The organism is Parashewanella curva, assembly GCF_003675895.1.
In the GTDB taxonomy this organism is placed as follows: Bacteria; Pseudomonadota; Gammaproteobacteria; order Enterobacterales; family Shewanellaceae; genus Parashewanella; species Parashewanella curva.
The window spans coordinates 153,322-175,532 of sequence record NZ_ML014754.1; the positions used below are offsets into that span (position 1 = coordinate 153,322).

A 22,211-nucleotide genomic window follows, 5' to 3' on the forward strand; every position below is an offset into this window, starting at 1 on the left:
AATTTGTAGGTCATTCTCCTCAACAGGGCTTTTTTGCAGACTCTATGGCCGTTTCCTCTTGTACTACTACACAATTTCAAGCTCCCGACAAAGCCCCCGATGAGTGGCCAAATTTAGATCAAAAAACTCCAAAAAAAGAACTAGAAACAAATAAAACTGAAACTATTCGTGAAGCTGCATGTTCACCTCTAGATCACTCTACAAAAGTTGTGCCACACTCAATTTCTGAGGCTAGAGAACAGAGTAACCATGATGAAGTCAATTCTACGGAATCAACAAAATTAAACTTTGAAACAGTATGTGGTCAGTGGCTAGATAGAAACTTACCTCCACTTTACTTTCAAGCTATTGAAATATACTCCCAAACCATCAATGACTCTGCACATCAAGCAATATTCAATCACGCTGATTCTCTGCCATTATTACAAAAAACAAACCTGTTAATGGAACAATACCTTGAACATCTCGAAACCTACCCAGATGAAGTCACACTAATACGAACATTTTCTAATAATAGTGAAGAGATATCTTGGTCAGAAAACGGGTATGTTCAAATGCACTTAAAGATATTAGAAGTACTCTGTAAATCAAAAGTGGTGCTAGAGAAATTCAATATCTTTTTAATGCGATTAGGTTTTATGAGTTCCATAGTACTGACGCAAACTAACCTGCAAATGGGGGAGCAAGAGCATGCAGCAATTGCTTTCTATCACGAGCAAGGTCTGGACAATCATTTATCCAAACAAGTAAAGTTATTTAACCTATATTTAGACTCGGTCAAACCTTTTCAATCTGATCCTAAAAAATTTTATCTATCAACGTTAGAATTTTTTGGGCTTTTTATTGAGAACGCCTCATCAGTGCTTGAAACCGTCGAATGTGCTACCCAGGTGGGGATCGAAATTTGTAGCCTATTACCCCTTTCCAAAGCACAAGTAGAGCAGTTAAACGTATTTGATCAAATAGATAGCTTCATGCTTAGAGAAAGATACCCCCTCGGAACACAGCATATAAAATACATAGTATCGAGTTTAAAGTTCACACAATACTTACGTAAGCCCGATGAAGCTGTTTTTATATTGGAACATTTAAATTTATACGATCTTATTCCTGATGAAGATGCATGCAATGTTTTGTGTTCAATTTGCTCTTTATTCAAGCAACACCCTGAATTACAAGTTGATGTACAAAGTGCGTATTCGATTCCTTGGACACCTTTTATAGCCTGCATATTCAAACTGAATTCAGAGGCATGGTATATAAATGCACTTAGCAGCCCATATGTACTTAGCAACTTAAATCTTCATGAATTTCAAGTACAGGTAGGTTGGCTTAAGAGCATACTCCAAAATAAATACTGTCGTATTCAAGCGATAATGAACAGCAAACAACCTGAACGCTCAATACATGGAACGGCTCCACAAAAAGTGTCACTAAATCCGCCTGCCGCTTTGATGATAAGAGCTAAAATACCTAAGCCTCCTAAGGAAGAAAAAGTTAAATACAAGCCAGAAGAACTTCCCCCATTCAAGCAGGAACAATTTATACAGGTATTTCAACTTCCGGCTTTTAAGCCCCCAAAAATCAATGACGATTCAGCTCCAGGAGTTGATACCCAACTATCGAAACAACAACTAGGACTTCTTTATCAAAGATATCGGCCTTTAAAGCCTCCAAAAGGGAAAACTGTAGAATCCCATATAAATGAACAATTAAAACAAGGAAAAACAAAAGCCAAGAAGTGTGATTCTGAGCAAAATTCATGGCGTTATAAAGCAAATTCGATCATGGAAGAATATGAAGATTTTTTTTCAGAACATAGCCACCCATTAAATCTTATGAGTATAAAAAAAGCTTACAAAACAGAGCGGGGGAGATTAAAAGCTGATGAAGTTCAAGATAAACATTTCGCTTTAAGAGAATTTTGCTTCTATTTAAAAAAAGCAATCTTTAAGGAAAAAAATCATTTTCAAAAACTAAAGCTTCACTGCACTGTGATTCTAACAAAAGCAATCAACAATCCTGAAATGGTAGAGGCTGAAATTGATAAACTAATCATAACAATAAAGGAGTTGCAAGATACACTGCTTGAATTAGCTTATTCTCGATTACTTCAAGGAGCAACGTCCGATGATAAAGCTCTTGGTAAAGGAAAGCATGGTTTTATCGTTGGCGAAGTATGCGATAGTTTTTTTGAAGCATGGCATAGTATTTTGCATTGTTTTGATGATTTAAGATCAAGCTCAGTTGCGACTCAATGCCCCGAAAAATGCTCAGAACTATTTAAGATCATTTGCCAAGGGAAATTTTATCAAAATAGAAGCCTTCTTTTTAATATATGGGTTCAAGCCCCTGTCCTTTTGACTCCTGACAGGCAACAAACATTGTGCTATATGGAGTTAATTACCTGTTGTGTAGATACTATGCCAACAGCGCTCAGGAGATTAGATAACCTTGAATGTCAATCTAAACCATACCTGCTTAAAACCGTCATGTATTCAATTTCACAACATATTATTTATACGAGAGCAAATAACCCATCTCTATACAAAAAAATAATGAAATCAGTATTAGAAAGCTTTAAATTTGGTTGGCTTCATAATACATGGCTATATGCGGTAACTTTAGATGAATTTTTGCTTCAACAACAAAATAACCCTCTGCTGTTATTAAAGCAATTTCTAGCAGATGAGCGCTTTAGGGCTCAACGAGCCTCACAATGCGCTTCGAAAACGCAAAAGCAGATTGAATTAGAAGTTCAACAACAACTTTCCACATTTACAGAAGAAGAATTAAAAGTTGAAGATAAAACTCCCCCCCCAGCTACAACACACAAAGGTAAGAAAAAAGCGAGGCCGTATCGAAAAGTTATCCTATCAAACGACATGCAATGCACATACACACCACAAGTAGGGGTTGCCAAGGCTGATTCAGCAAAGTCCTCTTCTCATGTACCACGAGAAATAATTCAATTAGAAAAAAAAATTCCAAACGCATCACTCTTTACTATTGCAAGATTCAATGCTCTTCTTTTTAAGTATCAAGCAGACTTTCAATTATCCTTACGATTACAGCATGATTTAATTGATGCATCTTGTTACTTAATGGCTCCAGCAATCGAAGCAATAAATAGTCTGGAGACTAGCGCAGATCGTTTATTGTCGATGCTTGAAAACTCTCGAGTTGCACCATATAAATTCAAAGATACAAGTATTTATGAAGTCATGCTGATCGAGCTACGGCATCTTCCGAGTCATTGTGAAAAAATTGAAACCAGTCTTCAAGTATTCTGTACTCATGCAGAGACCTTAAAGCACCTAGAATTACCAGAAGAATCTGATGAGCACTACTTTTTTTTAGAAAAAATAGAAATAACAGAGGCTAAAATAAATACTGTTAGAACAACCCTCGCAATAATACAATCCGCATTAGATTGCAGAAGGGAGGTCATACTGTATAGAAGAAATTATAAGAGACAGACAAACCCATTAACGCCTGAAGAACTACAAACGAAAAAGACATCAAATATTCCAATCGAAAACCATAAAACATGCACTGATGCCGATGATGCTATTTCAAGAGTTCAAGATCGAGTCAGTATGTTTAAGAACATGGTCTCCGCAACTGAACCCTAGAGCCTGTTATATGCCACTGAGAAAATAATATTTCCGAGCTTGTTTTCATTTAGCCAACAAAGCCATTTTTCAATCATTAATAATCAGTAAGTCAGCACATATACAGTGCAAATAGAATAGTTTATTCGTCATCGAATCAATGATGTAGACTTTGTACATTCCATTATGACATCTCCTCTGTTAACCCTAACAACCTCAAGCACCAGAGTAGAAGATTGGCAATGTACCGCTACAACACCTCCCTCGTCTCCAACATCCAGTACTCCTAACATAACATCATCTTCCCCTTCAGAGTTGATGTCTACTTCGACCTCTACAATCGAAACATGCACTTCTAAAGAAACTATGGCCTTGAACCTTCAAACGATAGACGGTCAATGGCTAGATAGAGGCCTACCAGCTCTATACTATCGAGTGATGCGACTAAAAGAAAAAATGCCGGAAGGTACGAATGCGATGACACTCACTGATTCAACAATTTCTATCCCATTATTGCAGCAATCAAATGCACTAGTCACGGAATACCTTAAACACCTTAATACATATCAAGATGAAGTTACTCTGATACATTCCTATTCTAATAATCGCAAAGAATCAACACTTTCAGAGCAAGGTTATGCACTCATGCATTGCCATATACTAAAGGTACTTTGTAATGCAATTATCGTACTGGAGAAGCTCAATATCCCATTAATAAGTTTGGGGTTTCTAAAACAATACTTCACTCAAGACGCTTCACTAGAAATCACCGAACAACAAGATGAATTGGTTTCCTATTACCAAAGCCAAACATTACATGACTATTTAGCCACTCGGATTGAGCTGTTTGATTTATTTTCAGACGCCGTGCTCCCTTTTGAGTCTGGTCCTAAAGAGTACTATTTATTTCGATATGAATTATTTGGTTACTTTATTGAGTCCACTTCAGTGCTACTATCAACACTTGAAGCAGTATATGTAGATATTCACAGTCAATTACCCCAAGTAAAAGAAAGCATATCCAAACTCAACATAGTGGATCGTACTGACAAATATATGCTGGCAGTTAAGTATCAAGCTTCTCCTAAATATGCGGGCTACATATCATCAAGCTTGAAATTCTGCCAATATTTACGCGAGCCGGACTCCGCCTGCTTCTTATTAGATAGTTTATTTATATTAGATAAGTTATACCCAACAGATAAACTTCCAACCACTGAGATTCAGCAAGTATTACATTCGATACAGTTTTTACTGACAAGTTTACCGATTGATTTATCAACTGTTAAAGTTTTGTCTTCAACGCCTTGGGTCCCCTTTTTAGCCTGCTTATTTAAGCTTGATACAAAAGAATGGTTTCACTCTGAACTCATTTCTCCAGAGCACAGAGCCCTCAGCCAGCAAGTTTTTTTGCTCAAAAGTGCACTTCATAATAGATACTGCTCTGTCAAAAAAAAAGGACATAATGCATTACCTCCCCATCTTCGAAAGTGCCAATATACCTTTACTCCTACAGAAACATCCCTAGACCCACCCAGCGTGTTTATATCAAGAGCTTTTATTCCGACTATCACTGGAGAAACGAGTATAGAGTATGATAACAGTGATTTAGCTTTATTCAGTCAGACTCAATTTCTCAAAGTGTTTGCGCTTCCTGCATTTAAGCTGCGAACAGAAAGTGATGAAATCACAATGGAGGTTTACTCATTAGCATCTATTAAACAACTTAATGAGCTTTATAAAGCCTACCTAACATTTGCTCCCCCAAAAGGAAAAACGTTAGAAACACACTTAAAGGAGCGGTTTACGCAAGAAAGCACGAAAGCAAAAGCCAGTAAATCGAAACTTGAAGGTACAGCTTGGTTCCAAAGAGCACAACAACTTGTTCAGGCTTACGAAACGTATTTGTCTGCACATGACAATCAACTCGCCTTAATTATTTTACAAAGAATTTCACAATCTGATGACTCAAAAAGCGAAGCGTTCAATGTCCAATTTGCACACTTTGCTCTTAGAGATTTTTGTTATTTTTTTAAAAAAGCTGTATTTGAACATTTTAATCATTTTCAACGGCTCAGAGTGCATTGTGACCTTATTCATGACCAGCTAACATCTCCGCCATTGGAGTTAGCAAAGGCTGTTAATGGGTTAACCAATTCCATTAAAGGTATGCAGAAAGCCATGATAGAACTCAATCGATGCCGCTTACTTCTAGGAACCGTAACAGATGAAGATTTTATCGATGGGAGTCATAGCATTCTTCTGAATGAGGTTTGCTCTCACTTTCTTACGGGGTGGCATCGGAGTATTGAATGTTTTGAAAAATTAAAATTTACACAAGTCGAATTAAAAGCTTCTGAAGAATTTGAAGAGCTCCGAAAGGTGGTATTCGAGGGCGCTTTTTATGAAAACCGTGGCTTGATTTTCAACATATGGACTTTATGCACTATACCTAAAACCATGGAAATATTATCAGTGCTCTATTCAATAGAAATAATAACTTGTCCATCGAAAATACCCAATTCACTCAGAGGCCTTGATAACCTGCCTATATCAAGACAGCTTTTTGGTCTCAAAACTGTGATGAGCACTCTTGCACAGCATCTTATTAACGCAACTGCAACCAACTCGCCAGATTACAAGCCATTATTTGAGTCTGTTCTCAAAAGCTTTAAAAACGGTTGGCTAAAAAACACTTGGTTTCTAGCGGTAACCTTTAATGAAGCCATGTTAAAAGAAGAAAATAACCCTTTATTATTAGCAAAAAAGTATCTTGCCACAGAAGCAGAGCTATCTGAAAGAGCGAGATTAAGTCGTCAAAAAACACAAAAGCAAATCGATTTAGAAGTTCAACAACAACTACAACGATTCAGTAAAAAAGAGAGGGAACCTGAAGATACAACAACGCAACAGCCCGTGAGCAAAAAAGAAAAAAGGAGAAAAAAACAACAAAGAAGAACTCTCCTCGCGGTAAGCATGCAACGCCAAAGCTCATCACTGTCCTCTACTAAGTCGAGTGCAAGTGACACTCAAACCCAACACTACTCATCAGCCCATACAGTCCCCCCTTCACCAGCCATTTTAGAAATTGAAAAAGCAGAAAGAGGCATCAAGCATCCATCCTTCGCTACTATTGCAAGGCTGCACTTTTTACTCAACAAATACAGGTATGATTTTGACCTTTCATTACGATTGCGACACGATCTTATTGAAGCATCAAGCCAATTAATGGCACCAGCAATCACAGCAATAAAAGCGATGAAGCCCAATGCACAGTGTTTATTGGAAATGCTCCAAAATTCAATATCAAGCCCTCCCTATGTATTCACTAAACCAAGGGTTTACACTTCTATGCTTCTGGATTTAAAAAATATTCCAACGAACTGCTTAAAAGTCGAAACAGGACTTCGAGTATTTTGCACTCATGCAGAAGAAGTAAAACAGGCACAAATACCCGAAGATTCTGAGATTCATGAATTCTTTTTAGATCAAATTGAAAAAGTTGAGCAAGACCTAGCAGTGTTTAGAGCAACGCTACTCACTTTGCAAGCTGCTCTAGAATGCAGAAGAGAAGTGCTCGACTTAAGAAGAAACTATAAAACATACACTAATCCACCACTACATAAGCAGTTGAGAGGAAAATCATACTCTGAAAAGCCCAGAGAAAATGAACATATCTGCTCAGAAGCTTATCTCTCAATTGACCGAGTAGGAAAACAAGTTCTCCTATTTGAAGATATGGCATCATCAAACGAATTTTAACTCATCGTCTCACATGATTTTAATATCAATTCGACAACAGACTAACTTTTATGTCAGGATTTATATATAAATAATGCAAACAAAATTTCAAGGACAATGAATAATGTCTCAACATAAGCCAGCCTCTTTGCTGGATGCGATTCTGCCAGTTCTCGCATTAATATGCATGTTAATGGCATCTGTTTATCTTTTTTCATCTGATAGTTCATCTGGTGCGAACCAAATTGCCTTGATCCTAGCAGCCTGTGTTGCATTAGTCGTAGGTGTAAAAAATGGATTTACATGGAAAGAGATGGAACAAGGGATCATTGATGGTGTTAGCGTTGCTACCCCAGCTTTACTTATCTTATTTAGTGTAGGCTCACTCATTGGTACTTGGATTTTATCTGGCACTGTACCCACCATGATTTATTATGGAATGCAGATCCTAAGTCCTACTTATTTTTATGCAGCCTGTTGTATTTTATGCGCTGTTATCGCACTTAGTATTGGCAGCTCATGGACAGTTGCTGGTACTTTAGGTATTGCCTTAATCGGCATTGCTGGCGCTATGGGGCTCAGTGTTGAAATCACCGCTGGAGCTATCATTAGTGGCGCATACTTTGGCGATAAAATGTCACCACTTTCAGACACCACAAATTTAGCCCCAGCAGTTGCAGGTACTGATATTTTCAAACATATACGCCATATGACTTGGACAACAGTACCAAGTATTCTTATCGCGTTGGTGTTGTTTTTCATCATTGGATTAAATACCGATACCTCACAGTTTACTTCTAACCTATCAACCAGTATGGAAGTGCTTCAGCAAGAATTTGCTCCAAGTCCATTGCTATTACTTCCTCTTTTAGTTGTTCTTGGCTTGGCTTATAAAAAAGTACCTGCGTTCCCAACTGTCATTATTGGCACGCTAGCAGGTGCAGTATGTGCAGCTTTGTTCCAATATGACGCCATCATTAAGTTTGTTAACGATGATTCTTTACCAAATGTTGTAGCGCTAATCAAAGGAATTTGGATTGCAATGTTTGACGGTTATACATCAAATACTGGTGACACTGTTTTAGACAGCTTACTAAGCCGTGGCGGCATGAGCAGTATGGTAACGACAGTTTGGCTCATCTTGTGTGCAATGGCATTTGGCGGCGTAATGGAAGTCACTGGATTATTAGCACGACTACTTGAAGGCGTATTAAAAGCCGTTCGGGGTAGTTCAAGCTTAATTATTGCAACATTAGGCTGCGGCATTGGAGCCAACGTGGTTTGTGGCGACCAATACATAGCAATCTTACTGCCCGGTAGAATGTTAAAGTTTGAATATCCAAAGCACGATTTGGCACCTGTAAACTTAAGTCGAACGCTTGAAGATTCAGCAACCATTACCAGTCCTTTAGTACCATGGAATACCTGTGGTGCATTTATGGCAAGTACACTAGGAGTAGCAACGTTAGCCTACCTACCTTTTGCTTTTTTCAATTTAATTTGTCCATTAGTGAGCGGCACATACGCTTACTTCAAGTTCAAGATTGAACCTTTAGAGCAAGAAGCTGTTGCATAGCAAGACAAAGGGAGCAACTGCTTCCTTTTCTAATTCCATTAGAGAATTGCATCTTTGATACAACCATAATGGTAGTAAGCCCATTGCCCCCAGCGTCTAAAATGACTGAATGGCACACTGGGTAACTGAGAAGAATACAAAGGTAAATTAGGTACTGGCTGTCCTGCTATAGACTGCGCTAACCGATATCCAGCTTGGACACTGTACGAGACTCCAGAGCCACAATAACCAAGCGAATACCCAACACCATTTTTTTCAAAAATATGTGGCATATCATCAAATGCAGCAGCAATCCAGCCAGTCCAATTATAATCGACCTTTGATTGAGTTAAGGCAGGAAAGGCTTTATCTAATGCTCGTTTTAATCTTTGACCGTATTTAGGATTGGCTGCATCTTTACCCCATACTGCACCTCGACCGCCAAACAACAAACGGTTATCTGGTAGCAGGCGGTAATAGTATTTAAGAATACGAGTATCCATAACCACTTGATGAGTTTTTAGCCCAGCGGCTTCCAAAGTATCGCTACTCAAAGGCTCAGTCACAATCACATTACTCAAAATTGGTAAAATTTTATTATCTATTTGAGGATTAAAACGCTTAGGAAGATAAGCATTACCACAGCAAACGACTTTATTAGCAAAGACTTCACCTTGAGCAGTAACCAACCTGTGCCGACCTTGATCCTGTATCCAATCCCCGATGCTGGTATTTTCATAAATTGGAATGCCAGCCGATTGAACTAGCTTCTTATACCCTAGCAGTAACTTAAGAGGATGAATGCCAAAACCTTTATTAATACGCAAAGCGCCATGAGCTTGATGGTGCTGCATATATTCATCAAATAATGTTTGTTTTGAGAGGATCTGAGAATCGCCACCAAAGTGACTTTGCATGTATTCATTAGCAGACGTTAACTGCTGCATCGCCTTAGCGCTGTGAGCAATTTTCAAATAACCGTTTTCTTGTTTATTACAATCAATTTGGTTCTCTGATATCAAGGCTTCAACACGCTCAACCGCTTCTCCGAATTCATTAAAGATCCCTTTAGCAATGGATAAATCCCAGCGTTTAGCCATTTGAGGATAACTCAAGCGTCCAGAGCCTTTTAGAACAAACCCGGCATTGCGAGCACTGGCTCCAAAGCCGACCTGATTAGCTTCAATGACTACGCAATCAAGACCATGTTCGGTAGCGAGGTAGTAAGCCGTCATTAAGCCAGTGTAACCACCACCAATAATGGCGACATCGGTTTGGATTGATTGTTGAAGTGAAGCCTGTGCTGTACCTAACGAAACAGAGTCCGCCCAATAACTTTGAGCAAACTCTTGTTGGAATGGTGATTTATTGACTAAAGGGTCGTACATCCTTGACTCATTCTGTTCAAAACATAATGAATGGATGATACAAGTTTGCAGCCAGAATAGAAAATAAGCTACCAGCCTTGGAAGCTTCTGTATTGTTCATTAATAACTTTGCGTGCCACATTTAGGCAAAGAACCTGCTCACGGCTAAAACTACTTTCAGGACTATTTAGGGATTTATTGAGCAAATGCTTAACAAACCCAGCATCCCCTATTTTTTCTATTTCTGGCAGAGCAGCTATTCTCTCACAAATACCATCTGTTATTTGGTAACCAGCTTCATTTAGTTGACGCACCAAATTTTTAGCATTTGATCGGTTGAATTCTTCACGTTGAGCAGAGTTTGCTCTTTGAACGTAGGCCCTTTCCATTGCATTCAAAAGTATATTTTGGTTATAAGTAAGTTCCGCATTTCCATAGATTGCATTTTTCAATTCTTGCTGAACGTAAGCAGGGTTACCTAATTCTCCAACGCGCACATCCCTACAAATTTGTTGTGCGAGACTAGAGTCTACTTGTAAATTGATACTTTTTGCCCAGCTTCTCAAATCACTTGCTCTTCGTGTCTCATAAGAAATTAATCTTTCCGCAGCTTGTAAACAGGTCACTTCTTCAGGCTTAAGATAAGCATTTCTTGTATCAAGAGCTGATAAAAGGTGATGCTTAACATGGCTTCCCATTGGAGCAATATTAGGTTGCTGACTGATTACAGCTACTAATCCATCATTCATCTGATATGGATTTTTTATTGCCCAACCTCGAAACTGCTGAAGTGCAGGAGATAACACGTACTTATCACCTGGGGCAGCACCTATAACTTGCACTGGAGTACCGAAAGAGCGGACTGGCTCAAAAACGGCATCTCCAATTAAGTTTCTGAACCCTCTCTCAGCCTGATTCATTAAATGATTTAGACCAGAGTCAAAATCGTGCTCATTATGGTTTGGTATATGATTTTGAGTCGCGGAAACTTGATACTGGTGAAAATTAAGACGAGTTGTTAAATCCGTTGCTTCCTTAGAGCGTCCCCCAAATATCGCCCAAAACTTTTGAAGTATACTTGTATGGATATCGTTTACTTGATACTGACCTTGTGAATTTTTAGAGACGGTAAAACTCTTTGCGACCGCTTTTCCTTTAGGAGATGTGTAATTTAAACTCCATTCCCCCTGATTTGTACCCTTTTCATTTTGTTCATTTTTTATATCAGAAACAAGAGTAGCAAGTCTGGCATCATAGGTACTATCAATTGACATACTTCACCTTTAGCTCATCCTTTAGTAGTAAGAGAAGTATAGTCAAAAAAACAAAGTCAATAGTTTACGACATACAATCTAATTACCCCCTAATAACTCCGTCTTCCAAAAAAATGCTTGTACACTATACTTTTAGCCGCTTCTAAACAAACTAGATGCTCATGCGTAAGTTCAATACTAGGGTCAGCTACGGCCTCAGAAATTAGATTTTCCACACTTTCTTCATCCATTTTTATATTTGGTAATCGTGCAATTTGAGCTATATGTTTTTGCGTTACCTTCACACCATCTTTTTTCATTTGCTCTAGAAAGGATTTTGCACTAATCACTCTACGCATATCTACTTTTTGCCCAAGCTTTACACCTGAGGCATAAACACGGTCACAAACACTTAATAATGCAGCTTGGGTAGAGTTGAGTGCTACACCTTTTTGAAGTGCAGCTTTCAGCTCAGATTGAAGTTCTTCAATACTTCCTAACCGATTAACTCTTTCATCATTAACAACTCTTTTTACAAAATCTGGTTCTACTCTTAACTTAGTCGCTTTGGCCAAGCTTCTAAATTCAGTAGCCCTTTGAGTTTCTGAAGCGATAAACCTCTGAGCTGCATCTAAGCAAACCACCTCTTCTAATGTTAGTTTCTGATTTATTGGGTTAACAGCACTTTGTAAATGCTGTTTAACGGTATTACTGTCACCTAATCGAGCTAAGCTTGGATTACGACTTAATTGAGCAACTAAACCATCATCCATTGGGAAGTTATTTTCAATCATCCAATTGCGAAACTGATTCAATGTTGGAGATAAGGACACTGTTGTTCCTGCTGAAGGTGACGTTTGAGGTTGTGCTGTCGCCCCAATAAAGCCTCTGAACACACCTCCAACCTTCTCACCTTCAGCTCATCCTTGAGTAATGAAGAAAAGTATAGTCAAAAAACCAAAATCATTTCACACGCAGTACATTGGCACTCCCCTCTACAAAGGGCACAGTCATAATCAGGGTTAAACTCCCAGTTCCAACGGTTAGGGTGCTCTTTAATTAACTCCCCACCAGCCTTGGTAAAATATTTTACCGCTGCATTGTTTGGGCTTTGTTTCCAAAGGTGGGAAACGCCTGCTTTAGCACCTTGCTGTTTAACTGCTTGTATTGAAGCATCAAGGAGCTTTCCTCCTAACCCTTCGCCTCTTGCTTCTTCTGCGACTGTATTGCATTTGAAATAGCACACATCATCTGGTGAGGTAGGCCACTTCTTGCTAGTACACCATCGGTCTAACTGCCACTGCCCAGCTGCGTAAGTTAAACGAAAACCAACTAATTCATTATTTTTGTAAGCCACAAAATGAGGATTAATTCCATTTTTAATCCCCTTTAAATAGATTTCACTCAACTCTTTATCATCAATGTAGCCTGCACCATGTACTTTGCATCCTAGTTTGATTACAGCGTTAAAATCTTCTTTTTCTAATGGGCGAATAATCATAAGGTTCATTTTGTATTATTTTTTATACAATCCTTTATAGCTGTGACAACTTTATGAATATCTTGCTGATTTATGTCTTTATGAGTAACCAAACGTAAATGACTTGATGGATAAATCAAAATCCCTCTTTGTTTTAAGTCCAAAGCTAACGCTTTGGGATCTACATAATCAGGTAAGTCAGCAAAAACCATATTGGTTTGTACTTGCGTTGGATCTACTGTTAATTCATCAATTTTTTCAAGTTCAGTTAATAGAAACTGAGCATTTTCATGGTCTTCTGCCAATCGTTCAACTTGATCCGTCAAAGCTAACTTCGCCGCTGCGGCTAAAATTCCCGCTTGACGCATGCCACCACCAAGCACTTTTCGCCAGCGCCTTGCCCGATTAATAAAATCCTCAGAACCTAAAAGCAAAGAACCGACAGGAGCACATAAGCCTTTGGATAAACAGATAGAAACAGAATCAAAATGATCAGTTATTGCACTAATCGATAAATTTTGAGCGACGGCAGCATTTGCCACTCTTGCACCATCTAAATGGATTTTTAAACCATGATTAAATGCAAAGCTTTGAGCTTGAGCTAAGTAATCTTGAGGTAAGATTAGCCCACCTATGGTATTTTCCAAGCTAAGTAATTTAGTACGCGCAAAGTGAAAATCATCAGGTTTGATAGCAGCTTTCACATCATCTAAATTAATTGTTCCATCTGATTGATTTGCTATGGGTTGAGGCTGAATACTTCCTAATACTGCAGCACCGCCACCCTCAAATTTATAATTGTGGGCTTGCTGACCGCAAAGGTACTCATCACCGCGCTCACAATGACTCATTAAAGCTAGTAAGTTGGCTTGAGTACCAGAAGAAGTAAATAAAGCGGAATCAAAGCAGAACATTTCGGCCGCTAAGTCTTGAAGCTCGTTAACGGTAGGATCGTCACCAAAAACATCGTCACCAACGTTAGCATTCGCCATCGCTTGACGCATAGCAGCTGTTGGTTGAGTAACGGTATCACTTCGTAGATCAATCATAGAGTGTTGTCATTGTTAGAAATAATGACAACACTCTACCGATTATTTGAAACTAAAAAAAGTCGAAAGCTATATTGTTCAACTACTTCTCAGGTTTAGGAGGGAAATTAGATAAAATGTCGGCCACCATCTTATTAACATTGGCTGTCTTTTTTTCTGGTGTTTTGTAATTGCGAATGATATCTCGGCTAGAGCCACGCCAAATTAACTCACCAGTTTTGTTGTCAACGATATCTACAAACAATGTTCCGACTTTATATTCACGAACATGAGTCGTGGTTGAGCCAGTTCCACCCCACCACCAGTTACGGGTATATGGAAAGTAACCGAATCTTGAGTGAAAAGTATCGACATCAAACTTCTTTTCTTTCTTTGTGATGTAATTCACTAGCACATCAGCAGAACGCTTATTGGTCTTAGTCAATCCTTTCGCTTGTAATTGCTCATTCACAGCGCGATGTATACGTTGGCTCATTAAGCCATCTAATTGATAGCCCTCTTTTCCAGCTTTTTTATTTACCCAAGCGAATGTTTTGTACTGACCAAAATCCACTTTTGGATTGTAGTCCCAATTTCCACGAGTAGAACTGCATGCCGTTAGCATTAACGCCATGACCAATATTAAGTACTTTTTCACTTTGCATCTCCTAAATGACTCTTAGAACCTCAGACAATCAAACTTTACTCTGTAATTATCTGTTTCTCAAACACATTTGCATAACTTTACCATTATAGTTGACAACCCCAAATACATAAATGATAATTATTATCATTACTAATAATTTGGAGTTTCAATTATGTACTGGATTATCTCAGCATTAATTTTGGGTAGCCTAGTCTTTATTTGGTCTCCTCAAGCGATATCCTCAACAGCAACTTTTGAGTCTAGGCTCAAACTCAATAGCAAGCTTGTTAAAAGTCTAGTCTCGATTGCTATTGCAGGTTGCATATTGTGCTTAATCGTCACCTACTATTCGCCTTCACCTAAAAGCTATGTTGCAATCGGCTTTGCACTAACTTCTGTATTTATTGCATTTCCAAAACTGCATCGTCTATTACTCCCCTGCGCTATCACTACGGGAGTTCTGCTTCTCTCGACTCTGTTTTAGTGAACCATTGTTAATCGTGTTAGGTTTGGGTATTAATTGAGCCTTTGTTAAACTTATGGTTAAAGGCTCAATTTTTTTGGTTTAGTTCAAGCTGAGTCTTTTGGTAAACTTATTTCAACAATTATTTCCAGTAGAATTTTTACTGATTTTAGGGATTCTAAATCATGAGAATCGACGATGATGTTGCCTTAGTTTTCAGCACTGAAACCGGCAGGATTAAACAAGAAAAACAAACCGATGATATCCCTCAAGGAGATGGTATTGTTCGCATTCATAAAGACAGTAAGGGTAGAAAAGGTAAAGGTGTTTCCATTGTTAAAGGCTTAGGTCTAGATGCAAAAGCACTTAAAACACTCGCTCAAAAACTAAAAAAACAATGTGGCTGTGGTGGTACTGTCAAGGACTTCAATATTGAAATACAAACCGATAATCGTGAGCAGTTAAAGTCTCTGTTAGAAAAACAGGGGTATACTGTTAAGTTAGCAGGTGGCTAATACCTGAGTTGAGCAGTACAGGAGTTTTTATGGAAAGCTTACAAAACCAATTTCTTATTGCCATGCCCTCTCTCGATGACACTTTTTTTGAGCGCAGTGTCATTTACATGTGTGAGCATGATGAAAAAGGTGCAATGGGCTTAGTCATTAACCGCCCAATTGGTATAGAAGTGAATGAGCTATTAGATCAAATGGAGCTAAACACTCATACGACTCTTCATTCCGTAGTTCAAGATTCACCTGTATTAGTTGGTGGCCCCGTCAGTCCCGATAGAGGTTTTGTGCTCCACTCAACTCAACCAGGCTGGACTAACAGTTTAGCGATCACTCCTGAAATTATGGTAACGACTTCCCGAGATGTTTTGAGTGCCATGAGTAACCAAAAAGGGCCTGATAGTTTTATCGTTGCCTTAGGCTATGCGGGTTGGGGACGCGGTCAATTAGAAGAAGAAATAGCTCAGAATTCTTGGTTAACTATTCCAGCATCTAATGAAATTCTATTTGAAGTCGAGCCAGAAAAACGTTGGGAAATGGCGTGCAAATCACTCGGATTTGAGCCTTGGCAAATGTCTTCACAGATTGGGCATTCATAAGAGAAAATAATGACAACAGAAACCGTTCTAGGATTCGACTTCGGTACTAAAAGTATTGGTATAGCTGTCGGACAAAATATCACCTACCAAGCATCACCTGTTCAAGCAGTAAAAGCCAATGATGGAATACCTAACTGGAACACCATTGAGGAAATCATAAAAAAATGGAATCCGACACTTTTAGTTGTTGGCTTGCCATTAAATATGGATGGAACAGAGCAACCTCTGACTCAACGAGCGAGAAAATTCGCTAATCGCTTAAATGGGCGCTTTGGTATCAAAACCGAACTGCAAGATGAGCGGCTTACCACTACAGATGCCAAAGCTCGATTGTATGAGTTAGGTGGATATAAAAAATTAGCTAAAAATCAAATTGATGCCGTTTCAGCTGTATTGATTGTTGAAAGCTACTTTGAAAATCAGTTTGGGGAGTGATGACTCCCTTTCTGCTCTTTTCAAATATAAGCATGACCTTTGTCCAAATTCAGATTCATCACCTATCTACAAAAACATCTGTTCTTTATCTAACCCCATAAATTTAAACAAATAAAAATTTAATCTTCTATTCATTCTCCTTTTCGTCAATTGGACTATGCTTCAATTAATTACTTTTTTGTAAAGGTTCCTCATGGCCTCTAAATCACCATCATTACTGCATCATGGTCAGTCTTTGACTTTCACACTTACTGCCAATAACTTCCATGACCCTTCAACATTTACTTTAAAATTAAATGATGTTTCAAAGCAGTACTTAATAACACAGTATTCTAATGCTACAACTGAAGACATCACTATTAATCCAGAAGGGACATTAAGGCTCTTAGAGGATGAAGTCCTTCGTCGAGACGCAACAGAGGTTTCTAATCTCAAGCCTAAGTTTAAACTTTCGTTTGACGGAAAAAAGTACAGTATTAAGGCTGACTGTAGTGCAGCTGGGCGAAGTGGTTTACTCGAAGTGCAAGTCAACTTTATTGCTGCCGATCTAACTAAGCAGTTGAATCAATACTTAACTGAAACTAAATCAAGTTCTAATCCCAAAAAATTGAGAGAGCTTGAGCTAGCAACGCTTGATCCTGATAGAACTGAATTGACACCAGCGTCTTATAAACTTGCAACTCTACGACCAAGATTACATGAACTTTCAGCCTTTAAGAAACCCAAAACCGAAACTGAACGAAAAAAACAGAGCTACCGTGAATCTCAGGCCTTCACTCAATGGGAAGGTATAAGAGAATCGACACAAGACCCTTTGCAAATGGCGATAACTCCGAAAATAGTTAGTGAAGTAACTCAAGTTCAAGGGATTCAAATCTCAGATATTGTCGGTTGGATTAGCCTTGAAGAGCAAAATGAAAAGGTAATGAGCCGTGAAGATGTTGAACTTCGAGACGCATTAAAAGGCGCAATTATAGAATATGCACTTGAAGGTAGCCCGCAAGCTGCTCATCAAGACAGCATTGTATTCAGCACTGAAGCTACCCAAGATGCTCCCAGTGCACAAAAACAACAAGCATCAACATCTGTTTCTAAGCATATTGAAGAAGGGAAAGTAGAGCCTGTAATGGGAGCAGCCATCAGATGTCCAGAGTTTAAAGAAAACATTGTTCATTTATCTGAGCTTGCACACATGGATTTCGGAGAAAATCCCGTGGTCTTTTTTGATGCCGATGAGGTCCTAGTTAGAGGTGATTATAATGAACTACCAATACCATCTCGACCAAAGTTCACCACATTAATGCAACAGGGGCCTGATGTCATAAAATCAACCGTTGAGGCCTTAAAAGCTAAAGGTGCTGATGTATTTGTACTTAGTGCTTCGGGTCATGACTTCCTTCCGAACAAACTAAGAGAAGCTGATATAGACCCAGAGTGGTTCAATGGTGTTTATGGAAAACAAATGATTGATGCTAAAGGCGACTTCGTAGGCTTTAATAACAAAGGTGATAGAGCATTTGAAATTTATAATGAAAAAGGCCTAGACATTCATCGTCCGATAGTACTCATTGACGATGGTGTAGATAACTTAGATGTCATGGCAGAGGTAGCTAGGAGATTCGGTTGTAAATACACTCCCGTTCACTTCACTCGTGCTATCGAGCTCCGTCACCTACAATTGGCTCATTGCTCTAACCACCATTATGACACCTTAGCAGCATACTATTCTGCTCATCCCGATGAAAAAAGGGTTGCTGAAAAAGCAGCTGAAAAAATGTCAGGAAGTCTTGAACAGAAACAGACACTAAATCCGCATACTGAAACTGAAGTTTAGTGAAGCAATCGAAAGCCCTGTGATTACAGGTGCTTTCGAACAATATTTGCCATCATTTCAATGTGTAGTTCATCGTCATTAAGGGCTGGGATATAGCGATAATGCTTGCCACTAGCCTCTTCGAACACTTCTTTGTTTTCACATTGAATTTCTTCTAATGTTTCTAAACAATCGGCACTGAATGCAGGGCAAATAACCGCAACATCATCAACACCATTTTGTGCTAACTCTTCTAATGTGGCATCAGTATAAGGCTTCAACCACTCTGCCTTTCCAAATCGAGACTGAAAGGTGGTGATGTAATCATCTTCATGCAAGCCAAGCGACTCAACCACTAAGCGAGTGGTTTTTTTACAAAAGCAGTAATAAGGGTCGCCAAGTGTCAAATTTCGTTTTGGCATACCGTGATACGAAAGCACTAGCTTTTTCGGCTTCCCGTTTTTTTCAAAATCATTTTTTATCGATTCCACCAAGGCGTTAATGTAGTCAGGGTGGTCATGATAGGTGTGAATAAACTGCAGTGAAGGTAAATAACGCCAAGTCATCAGTTCTTTGCTTATAGCGTCAAAGCTCGATGCCGTAGTAGGAGCCGCATACTGAGGATACAGCGGAAGTACCGTAATATCATCTACCCCTGTCTCGTGCATGCTTTTTAATACTGAGGCAATTGAAGGGTTACCATAACGCATCGCATAGTGAACTTCGACATCTGGATTCGTTTGGCTCAAGTACTGCTGTAATTTTTCACTTTGTTTACGGGTAATATCCAGTAGAGGTGAACCTTGTTCCGTCCAAATCGACTTGTATAAAGCCGCAGATTTGGCAGGGCGTGTACGCAAAATGATCCCGTGCAATATCACTTTCCAAACGAGTTTAGGAATTTCAACAACACGATGATCAGATAAAAACTCTGCAAGATATCGCCTCACATCACTCGACGTTGGCGCATCTGGAGTACCAAGATTGATCAATAATACGGCTTTTTTACGACGTGGACTGTGTCCTTGTTGTTCAGATAATCCTGCAAATTTTGCCACGGATATTCCTTTTTACGTTCAAGGTGTTAATTGCTGTCAATTCTATCAGGTCTGAATATGAGCTAAAAGAGGTTCTAAGGTTTTCAATGTTGCCTTAGAACCTAAGCCAATAATCCTTATAGCTTAATCCAAATCTACAGTTACATTAGACATAAAGCCTGCATCGGAATCACCACCTGACCCTTCTAGTTTTATCATCAAACGTAAATCATTTGGCGAATCAGCGTGGTGTAAGGCATCAGCATAGGAAATTTTTTCTTCCTGATAAAGCCTAAATAATGCCTTATCAAAGGTTTGCATTCCCAACTCTTCAGACTTTGCCATCGTCTCTTTCAATAAATGCAGCTCATTTTTTGCGATCAAACTAGAAACACGAGGAGAATTCACTAACACTTCTATGGCCGCACAGCGACCAGTTCCATCAGCTCTTGGAACTAGCTGCTGAGCAACAATGCCTCTTAAGTTAAGAGACAAATCAAACAACAACTGTTGGTGCTTCTCTTTAGGCACAAGGTGCATGATGCGATCGAGCGCTTGGTTAGCATTGTTCGCGTGTAGTGTTGCCAAACATAAATGTCCTGTTTCAGCGAACGCTAAAGCGAATTCCATCGTTTCTTGGGTACGGATTTCACCAATCATGATCACATCTGGCGCTTGGCGTAATGAACTTTTTAGTGCCGCTTCAAACGAATCAGTATCAATACCGACTTCACGTTGAGTGATTATGCTCTTATTATGGTCATGTACAAACTCTACCGGATCTTCAATGGTTAGAATATGTCCTCTAGCATTAGCATTTCGATGCCCAATTAACGCTGCCAACGAGGTAGATTTACCCGTCCCAGTTCCCCCAACAAATATAAACAAACCACGTTTACTCATAACCAATTCTTGTAAAATGGGTGGTAAACCTAATGAGTCGACATGAGGGATTTTGGTTTCAATGCGTCGCATAACGCAACCCGGGGATTCACGCTGCCAAAAAGCACTAACACGAAATCGACCTAAGTCTTTAGCCGCAAAAGCAAAGTTACATTCTCTTGTCTCGTGAAATTCACGCTTTTGCTCATCTGACATCAAAGCTTCAACGAACTCTAAAGCTTGCTTGCTGTCGTATTTTTTTTCAGTAAGTGGTCTAAGCTCACCGTCGATTTTAGCACTAGGAGCAAAGCCAGCTGTAATAAACAAGTCAGAGGCTTTTTTGTCTACCATCACTCTTAAAAAAGGAGTCACATCCATGGTCTTGTGTCCCTAAAATGAAGTTTGGCTATTAGCGCTCTTCGCTTTAGCACTTTCACGGCTAATAATGCCTCGATTGACTAAGTTTTGTAAATTTTGATCCAGAGTTTGCATACCATGAGCCATACCTGTTTGAATTGCAGAGAACATCTGAGCAACTTTATCTTCACGGATCAAATTACGGATCGCAGGCGTACCTAACATAATTTCATGAGCCGCCACGCGTCCGCCCCCCTCTTTCTTAATCAAAGTTTGAGAAATTACAGCTTGGAGTGATTCAGAAAGCATAGTGCGAACCATATCTTTTTCAGCTGCAGGGAATACATCCACCACACGGTCAATGGTTTTTGCCGCAGATGTGGTGTGCAAAGTACCAAAAACCAAGTGACCCGTTTCGGCGGCGGTCATGGCTAAACGTATCGTTTCTAGGTCACGCATTTCACCCACAAGAATGACATCAGGATCTTCACGTAGCGCACTTCTCAATGCTGCGTTGAAGCTTTGTGTATCACGATGAACTTCCCGTTGGTTGATCAAACACTGCTTATTTTCGTGTACAAATTCAATCGGATCTTCAATGGTTAAAATATGCTCTTTACGGTTTTCATTAATATAATCAATCATCGCCGCCAAAGTGGTACTTTTACCTGAACCTGTAGGACCCGTTACCAAAACTAAACCGCGAGGAAAGCTGGCTATTTTTTTGAAAATTTCAGGTGCTGCTAACTGCTCTAGGGTTAAAATATCGCTTGGAATGGTACGAAATACTGCACCAGCACCTCGATGTTGATTAAATGCATTAACACGGAAGCGAGCTAGGTTTGGAACTTCAAATGAAAAATCGATTTCTAAATGTTCTTCATAGTCTTTGCGCTGCTTATCGTTCATAATGTCGTACACCAAACGCTGTACGTCAGCATGTTCTAATGCAGGTAAGTTAATTTTTCGTAACTATTCAGCCCATCTGACTCAATCTGCTTAAAATAGCAACGGTTGAGTCACCATTTTACTTGATCCTCAATGATCATTTGACCGATCTTCCCAGTATGTCATGCTGACCAAATATTTAGTCAATTCGTGATTCATTTTGAAAATTAGTGGCATTGATATTGATGCGACCATTGCGCATGTAAAACAACAATTAGAAGCTGATAAAACAGTGACACCTGCGCTGAAATTGGCCATTGAAACTTTGCTCATGCTGGTCATGATCTTGACCAATCGTATCGGAATGAATAGCAAGAATAGTAGCAAGCCACCTTCAACAGATGATGACACGAATAAGAAGAAAAAGACTAAAACCAATGGCACACCCGGTGGTCAAAAAGGCCGGATAGGCACCACTCTCAAACAAGTTGAGAAGCCTGATGTTGTTGAGGTGCTCAAGCTTGATAAGCGTAAGCTCCCAAAA

General features: G+C 39.2%; 17 protein-coding genes and 1 pseudogene. 9 read left to right on the plus strand and 9 right to left on the minus strand.

Annotated elements, in window-relative coordinates:
- Nucleotides 1-44: 44 nt before the first annotated feature.
- The 3 genes from D5018_RS01940 to nhaC all read left to right on the plus strand — a co-directional run bounded on the left by D5018_RS01940 (nucleotide 45) and on the right by nhaC (nucleotide 8,931).
- A complete protein-coding gene (locus D5018_RS01940) occupies nucleotides 45-3,635 on the plus strand; it encodes a hypothetical protein (protein ID WP_121837295.1) in 3,591 nt (1,196 codons plus the stop codon).
- Nucleotides 3,636-3,800: 165 nt separating this feature from the next.
- Nucleotides 3,801-7,376, plus strand: coding sequence for a hypothetical protein (locus tag D5018_RS01950; RefSeq protein ID WP_133309217.1), 3,576 nt, complete (start codon nucleotides 3,801-3,803; stop codon nucleotides 7,374-7,376).
- 103 nt (nucleotides 7,377-7,479) lie between these two features.
- Nucleotides 7,480-8,931, plus strand: coding sequence for a Na+/H+ antiporter NhaC (gene nhaC, locus D5018_RS01955; RefSeq protein ID WP_121837298.1), 1,452 nt, complete (start codon nucleotides 7,480-7,482; stop codon nucleotides 8,929-8,931).
- Nucleotides 8,932-8,969: 38 nt separating this feature from the next.
- Here nhaC and D5018_RS01960 read toward each other — a convergent pair whose 3' ends face one another.
- The 6 genes from D5018_RS01960 to D5018_RS01985 form a co-directional block, all read right to left on the minus strand.
- Nucleotides 8,970-10,298 carry an NAD(P)/FAD-dependent oxidoreductase gene (locus D5018_RS01960; RefSeq protein WP_121837299.1) on the minus strand — a complete coding sequence of 443 codons (1,329 nt, stop codon included), beginning with the start codon at nucleotides 10,296-10,298 and terminating at the stop codon, nucleotides 8,970-8,972.
- Nucleotides 10,299-10,366: 68 nt separating this feature from the next.
- On the minus strand, nucleotides 10,367-11,551 hold the full coding sequence (locus D5018_RS01965) for a hypothetical protein (protein WP_121837300.1): 1,185 nt from the start codon (nucleotides 11,549-11,551) through the stop codon (nucleotides 10,367-10,369).
- Between the two features lie 89 nt (nucleotides 11,552-11,640).
- On the minus strand, nucleotides 11,641-12,426 hold the full coding sequence (locus D5018_RS01970) for a hypothetical protein (RefSeq protein ID WP_121837301.1): 786 nt from the start codon (nucleotides 12,424-12,426) through the stop codon (nucleotides 11,641-11,643).
- A 53-nt stretch (nucleotides 12,427-12,479) separates the two neighbouring features.
- Nucleotides 12,480-13,040: a GNAT family N-acetyltransferase gene (locus D5018_RS01975; protein ID WP_121837302.1), complete on the minus strand. Its 561-nt coding sequence runs from the start codon at nucleotides 13,038-13,040 to the stop codon at nucleotides 12,480-12,482.
- Nucleotides 13,037-14,059, minus strand: a complete 1,023-nt coding sequence (gene ltaE / locus D5018_RS01980; RefSeq protein ID WP_121837303.1) for a low-specificity L-threonine aldolase — start codon at nucleotides 14,057-14,059, stop codon at nucleotides 13,037-13,039. Before ltaE ends, D5018_RS01975 begins: the two co-directional genes overlap by 4 nt.
- 82 nt (nucleotides 14,060-14,141) lie before the next feature.
- Nucleotides 14,142-14,696, minus strand: a complete 555-nt coding sequence (locus D5018_RS01985; protein ID WP_121837304.1) for a DUF4136 domain-containing protein — start codon at nucleotides 14,694-14,696, stop codon at nucleotides 14,142-14,144.
- Nucleotides 14,697-14,856: 160 nt separating this feature from the next.
- Here D5018_RS01985 and D5018_RS21540 point away from each other — a divergent pair, with 160 nt between their 5' ends.
- The 5 genes from D5018_RS21540 (at nucleotide 14,857) to D5018_RS02005 (ending at nucleotide 18,524) form a co-directional block, all read left to right on the plus strand.
- Nucleotides 14,857-15,168 carry a hypothetical protein gene (locus D5018_RS21540; RefSeq protein WP_133309218.1) on the plus strand — a complete coding sequence of 104 codons (312 nt, stop codon included), beginning with the start codon at nucleotides 14,857-14,859 and terminating at the stop codon, nucleotides 15,166-15,168.
- A gap of 164 nt (nucleotides 15,169-15,332) precedes the next feature.
- Nucleotides 15,333-15,662, plus strand: coding sequence for a stress response translation initiation inhibitor YciH (gene yciH, locus D5018_RS01990; RefSeq protein WP_121837305.1), 330 nt, complete (start codon nucleotides 15,333-15,335; stop codon nucleotides 15,660-15,662).
- Nucleotides 15,663-15,691: 29 nt separating this feature from the next.
- On the plus strand, nucleotides 15,692-16,255 hold the full coding sequence (locus D5018_RS01995) for a YqgE/AlgH family protein (RefSeq protein ID WP_121837306.1): 564 nt from the start codon (nucleotides 15,692-15,694) through the stop codon (nucleotides 16,253-16,255).
- 9 nt (nucleotides 16,256-16,264) lie between these two features.
- Complete coding sequence (gene ruvX / locus D5018_RS02000; RefSeq protein WP_121837307.1) at nucleotides 16,265-16,690, plus strand: Holliday junction resolvase RuvX; 426 nt, start codon at nucleotides 16,265-16,267, stop codon at nucleotides 16,688-16,690.
- 193 nt (nucleotides 16,691-16,883) lie between these two features.
- Nucleotides 16,884-18,524 (plus strand): HAD family hydrolase, encoded by a 1,641-nt coding sequence (locus tag D5018_RS02005; RefSeq protein WP_121837308.1) that lies wholly within the window; start codon nucleotides 16,884-16,886, stop codon nucleotides 18,522-18,524.
- 23 nt (nucleotides 18,525-18,547) lie between these two features.
- Here the strand turns inward: D5018_RS02005 and hemH are convergent, their stop codons facing one another.
- The 3 genes and pseudogenes from hemH to D5018_RS02020 all read right to left on the minus strand — a co-directional run.
- On the minus strand, nucleotides 18,548-19,561 hold the full coding sequence (gene hemH / locus D5018_RS02010) for a ferrochelatase (RefSeq protein ID WP_121837309.1): 1,014 nt from the start codon (nucleotides 19,559-19,561) through the stop codon (nucleotides 18,548-18,550).
- 123 nt (nucleotides 19,562-19,684) lie between these two features.
- The gene (locus D5018_RS02015; RefSeq protein ID WP_121837310.1) at nucleotides 19,685-20,800 is read right to left on the minus strand and encodes a PilT/PilU family type 4a pilus ATPase; all 1,116 of its coding nucleotides are present in this window, start codon (nucleotides 20,798-20,800) and stop codon (nucleotides 19,685-19,687) included.
- Nucleotides 20,801-20,812: 12 nt separating this feature from the next.
- Nucleotides 20,813-21,751, minus strand: a pseudogene (locus D5018_RS02020) (type IV pilus twitching motility protein PilT); the annotation flags it as partial.
- Nucleotides 21,752-21,887: 136 nt separating this feature from the next.
- On the opposite strand from D5018_RS02020, the gene D5018_RS02025 reads away from it, so the two are divergent.
- On the plus strand, nucleotides 21,888-22,211 hold a 324-nt coding region (locus D5018_RS02025; protein ID WP_243637359.1), incomplete at its 3' end, for a DUF6444 domain-containing protein.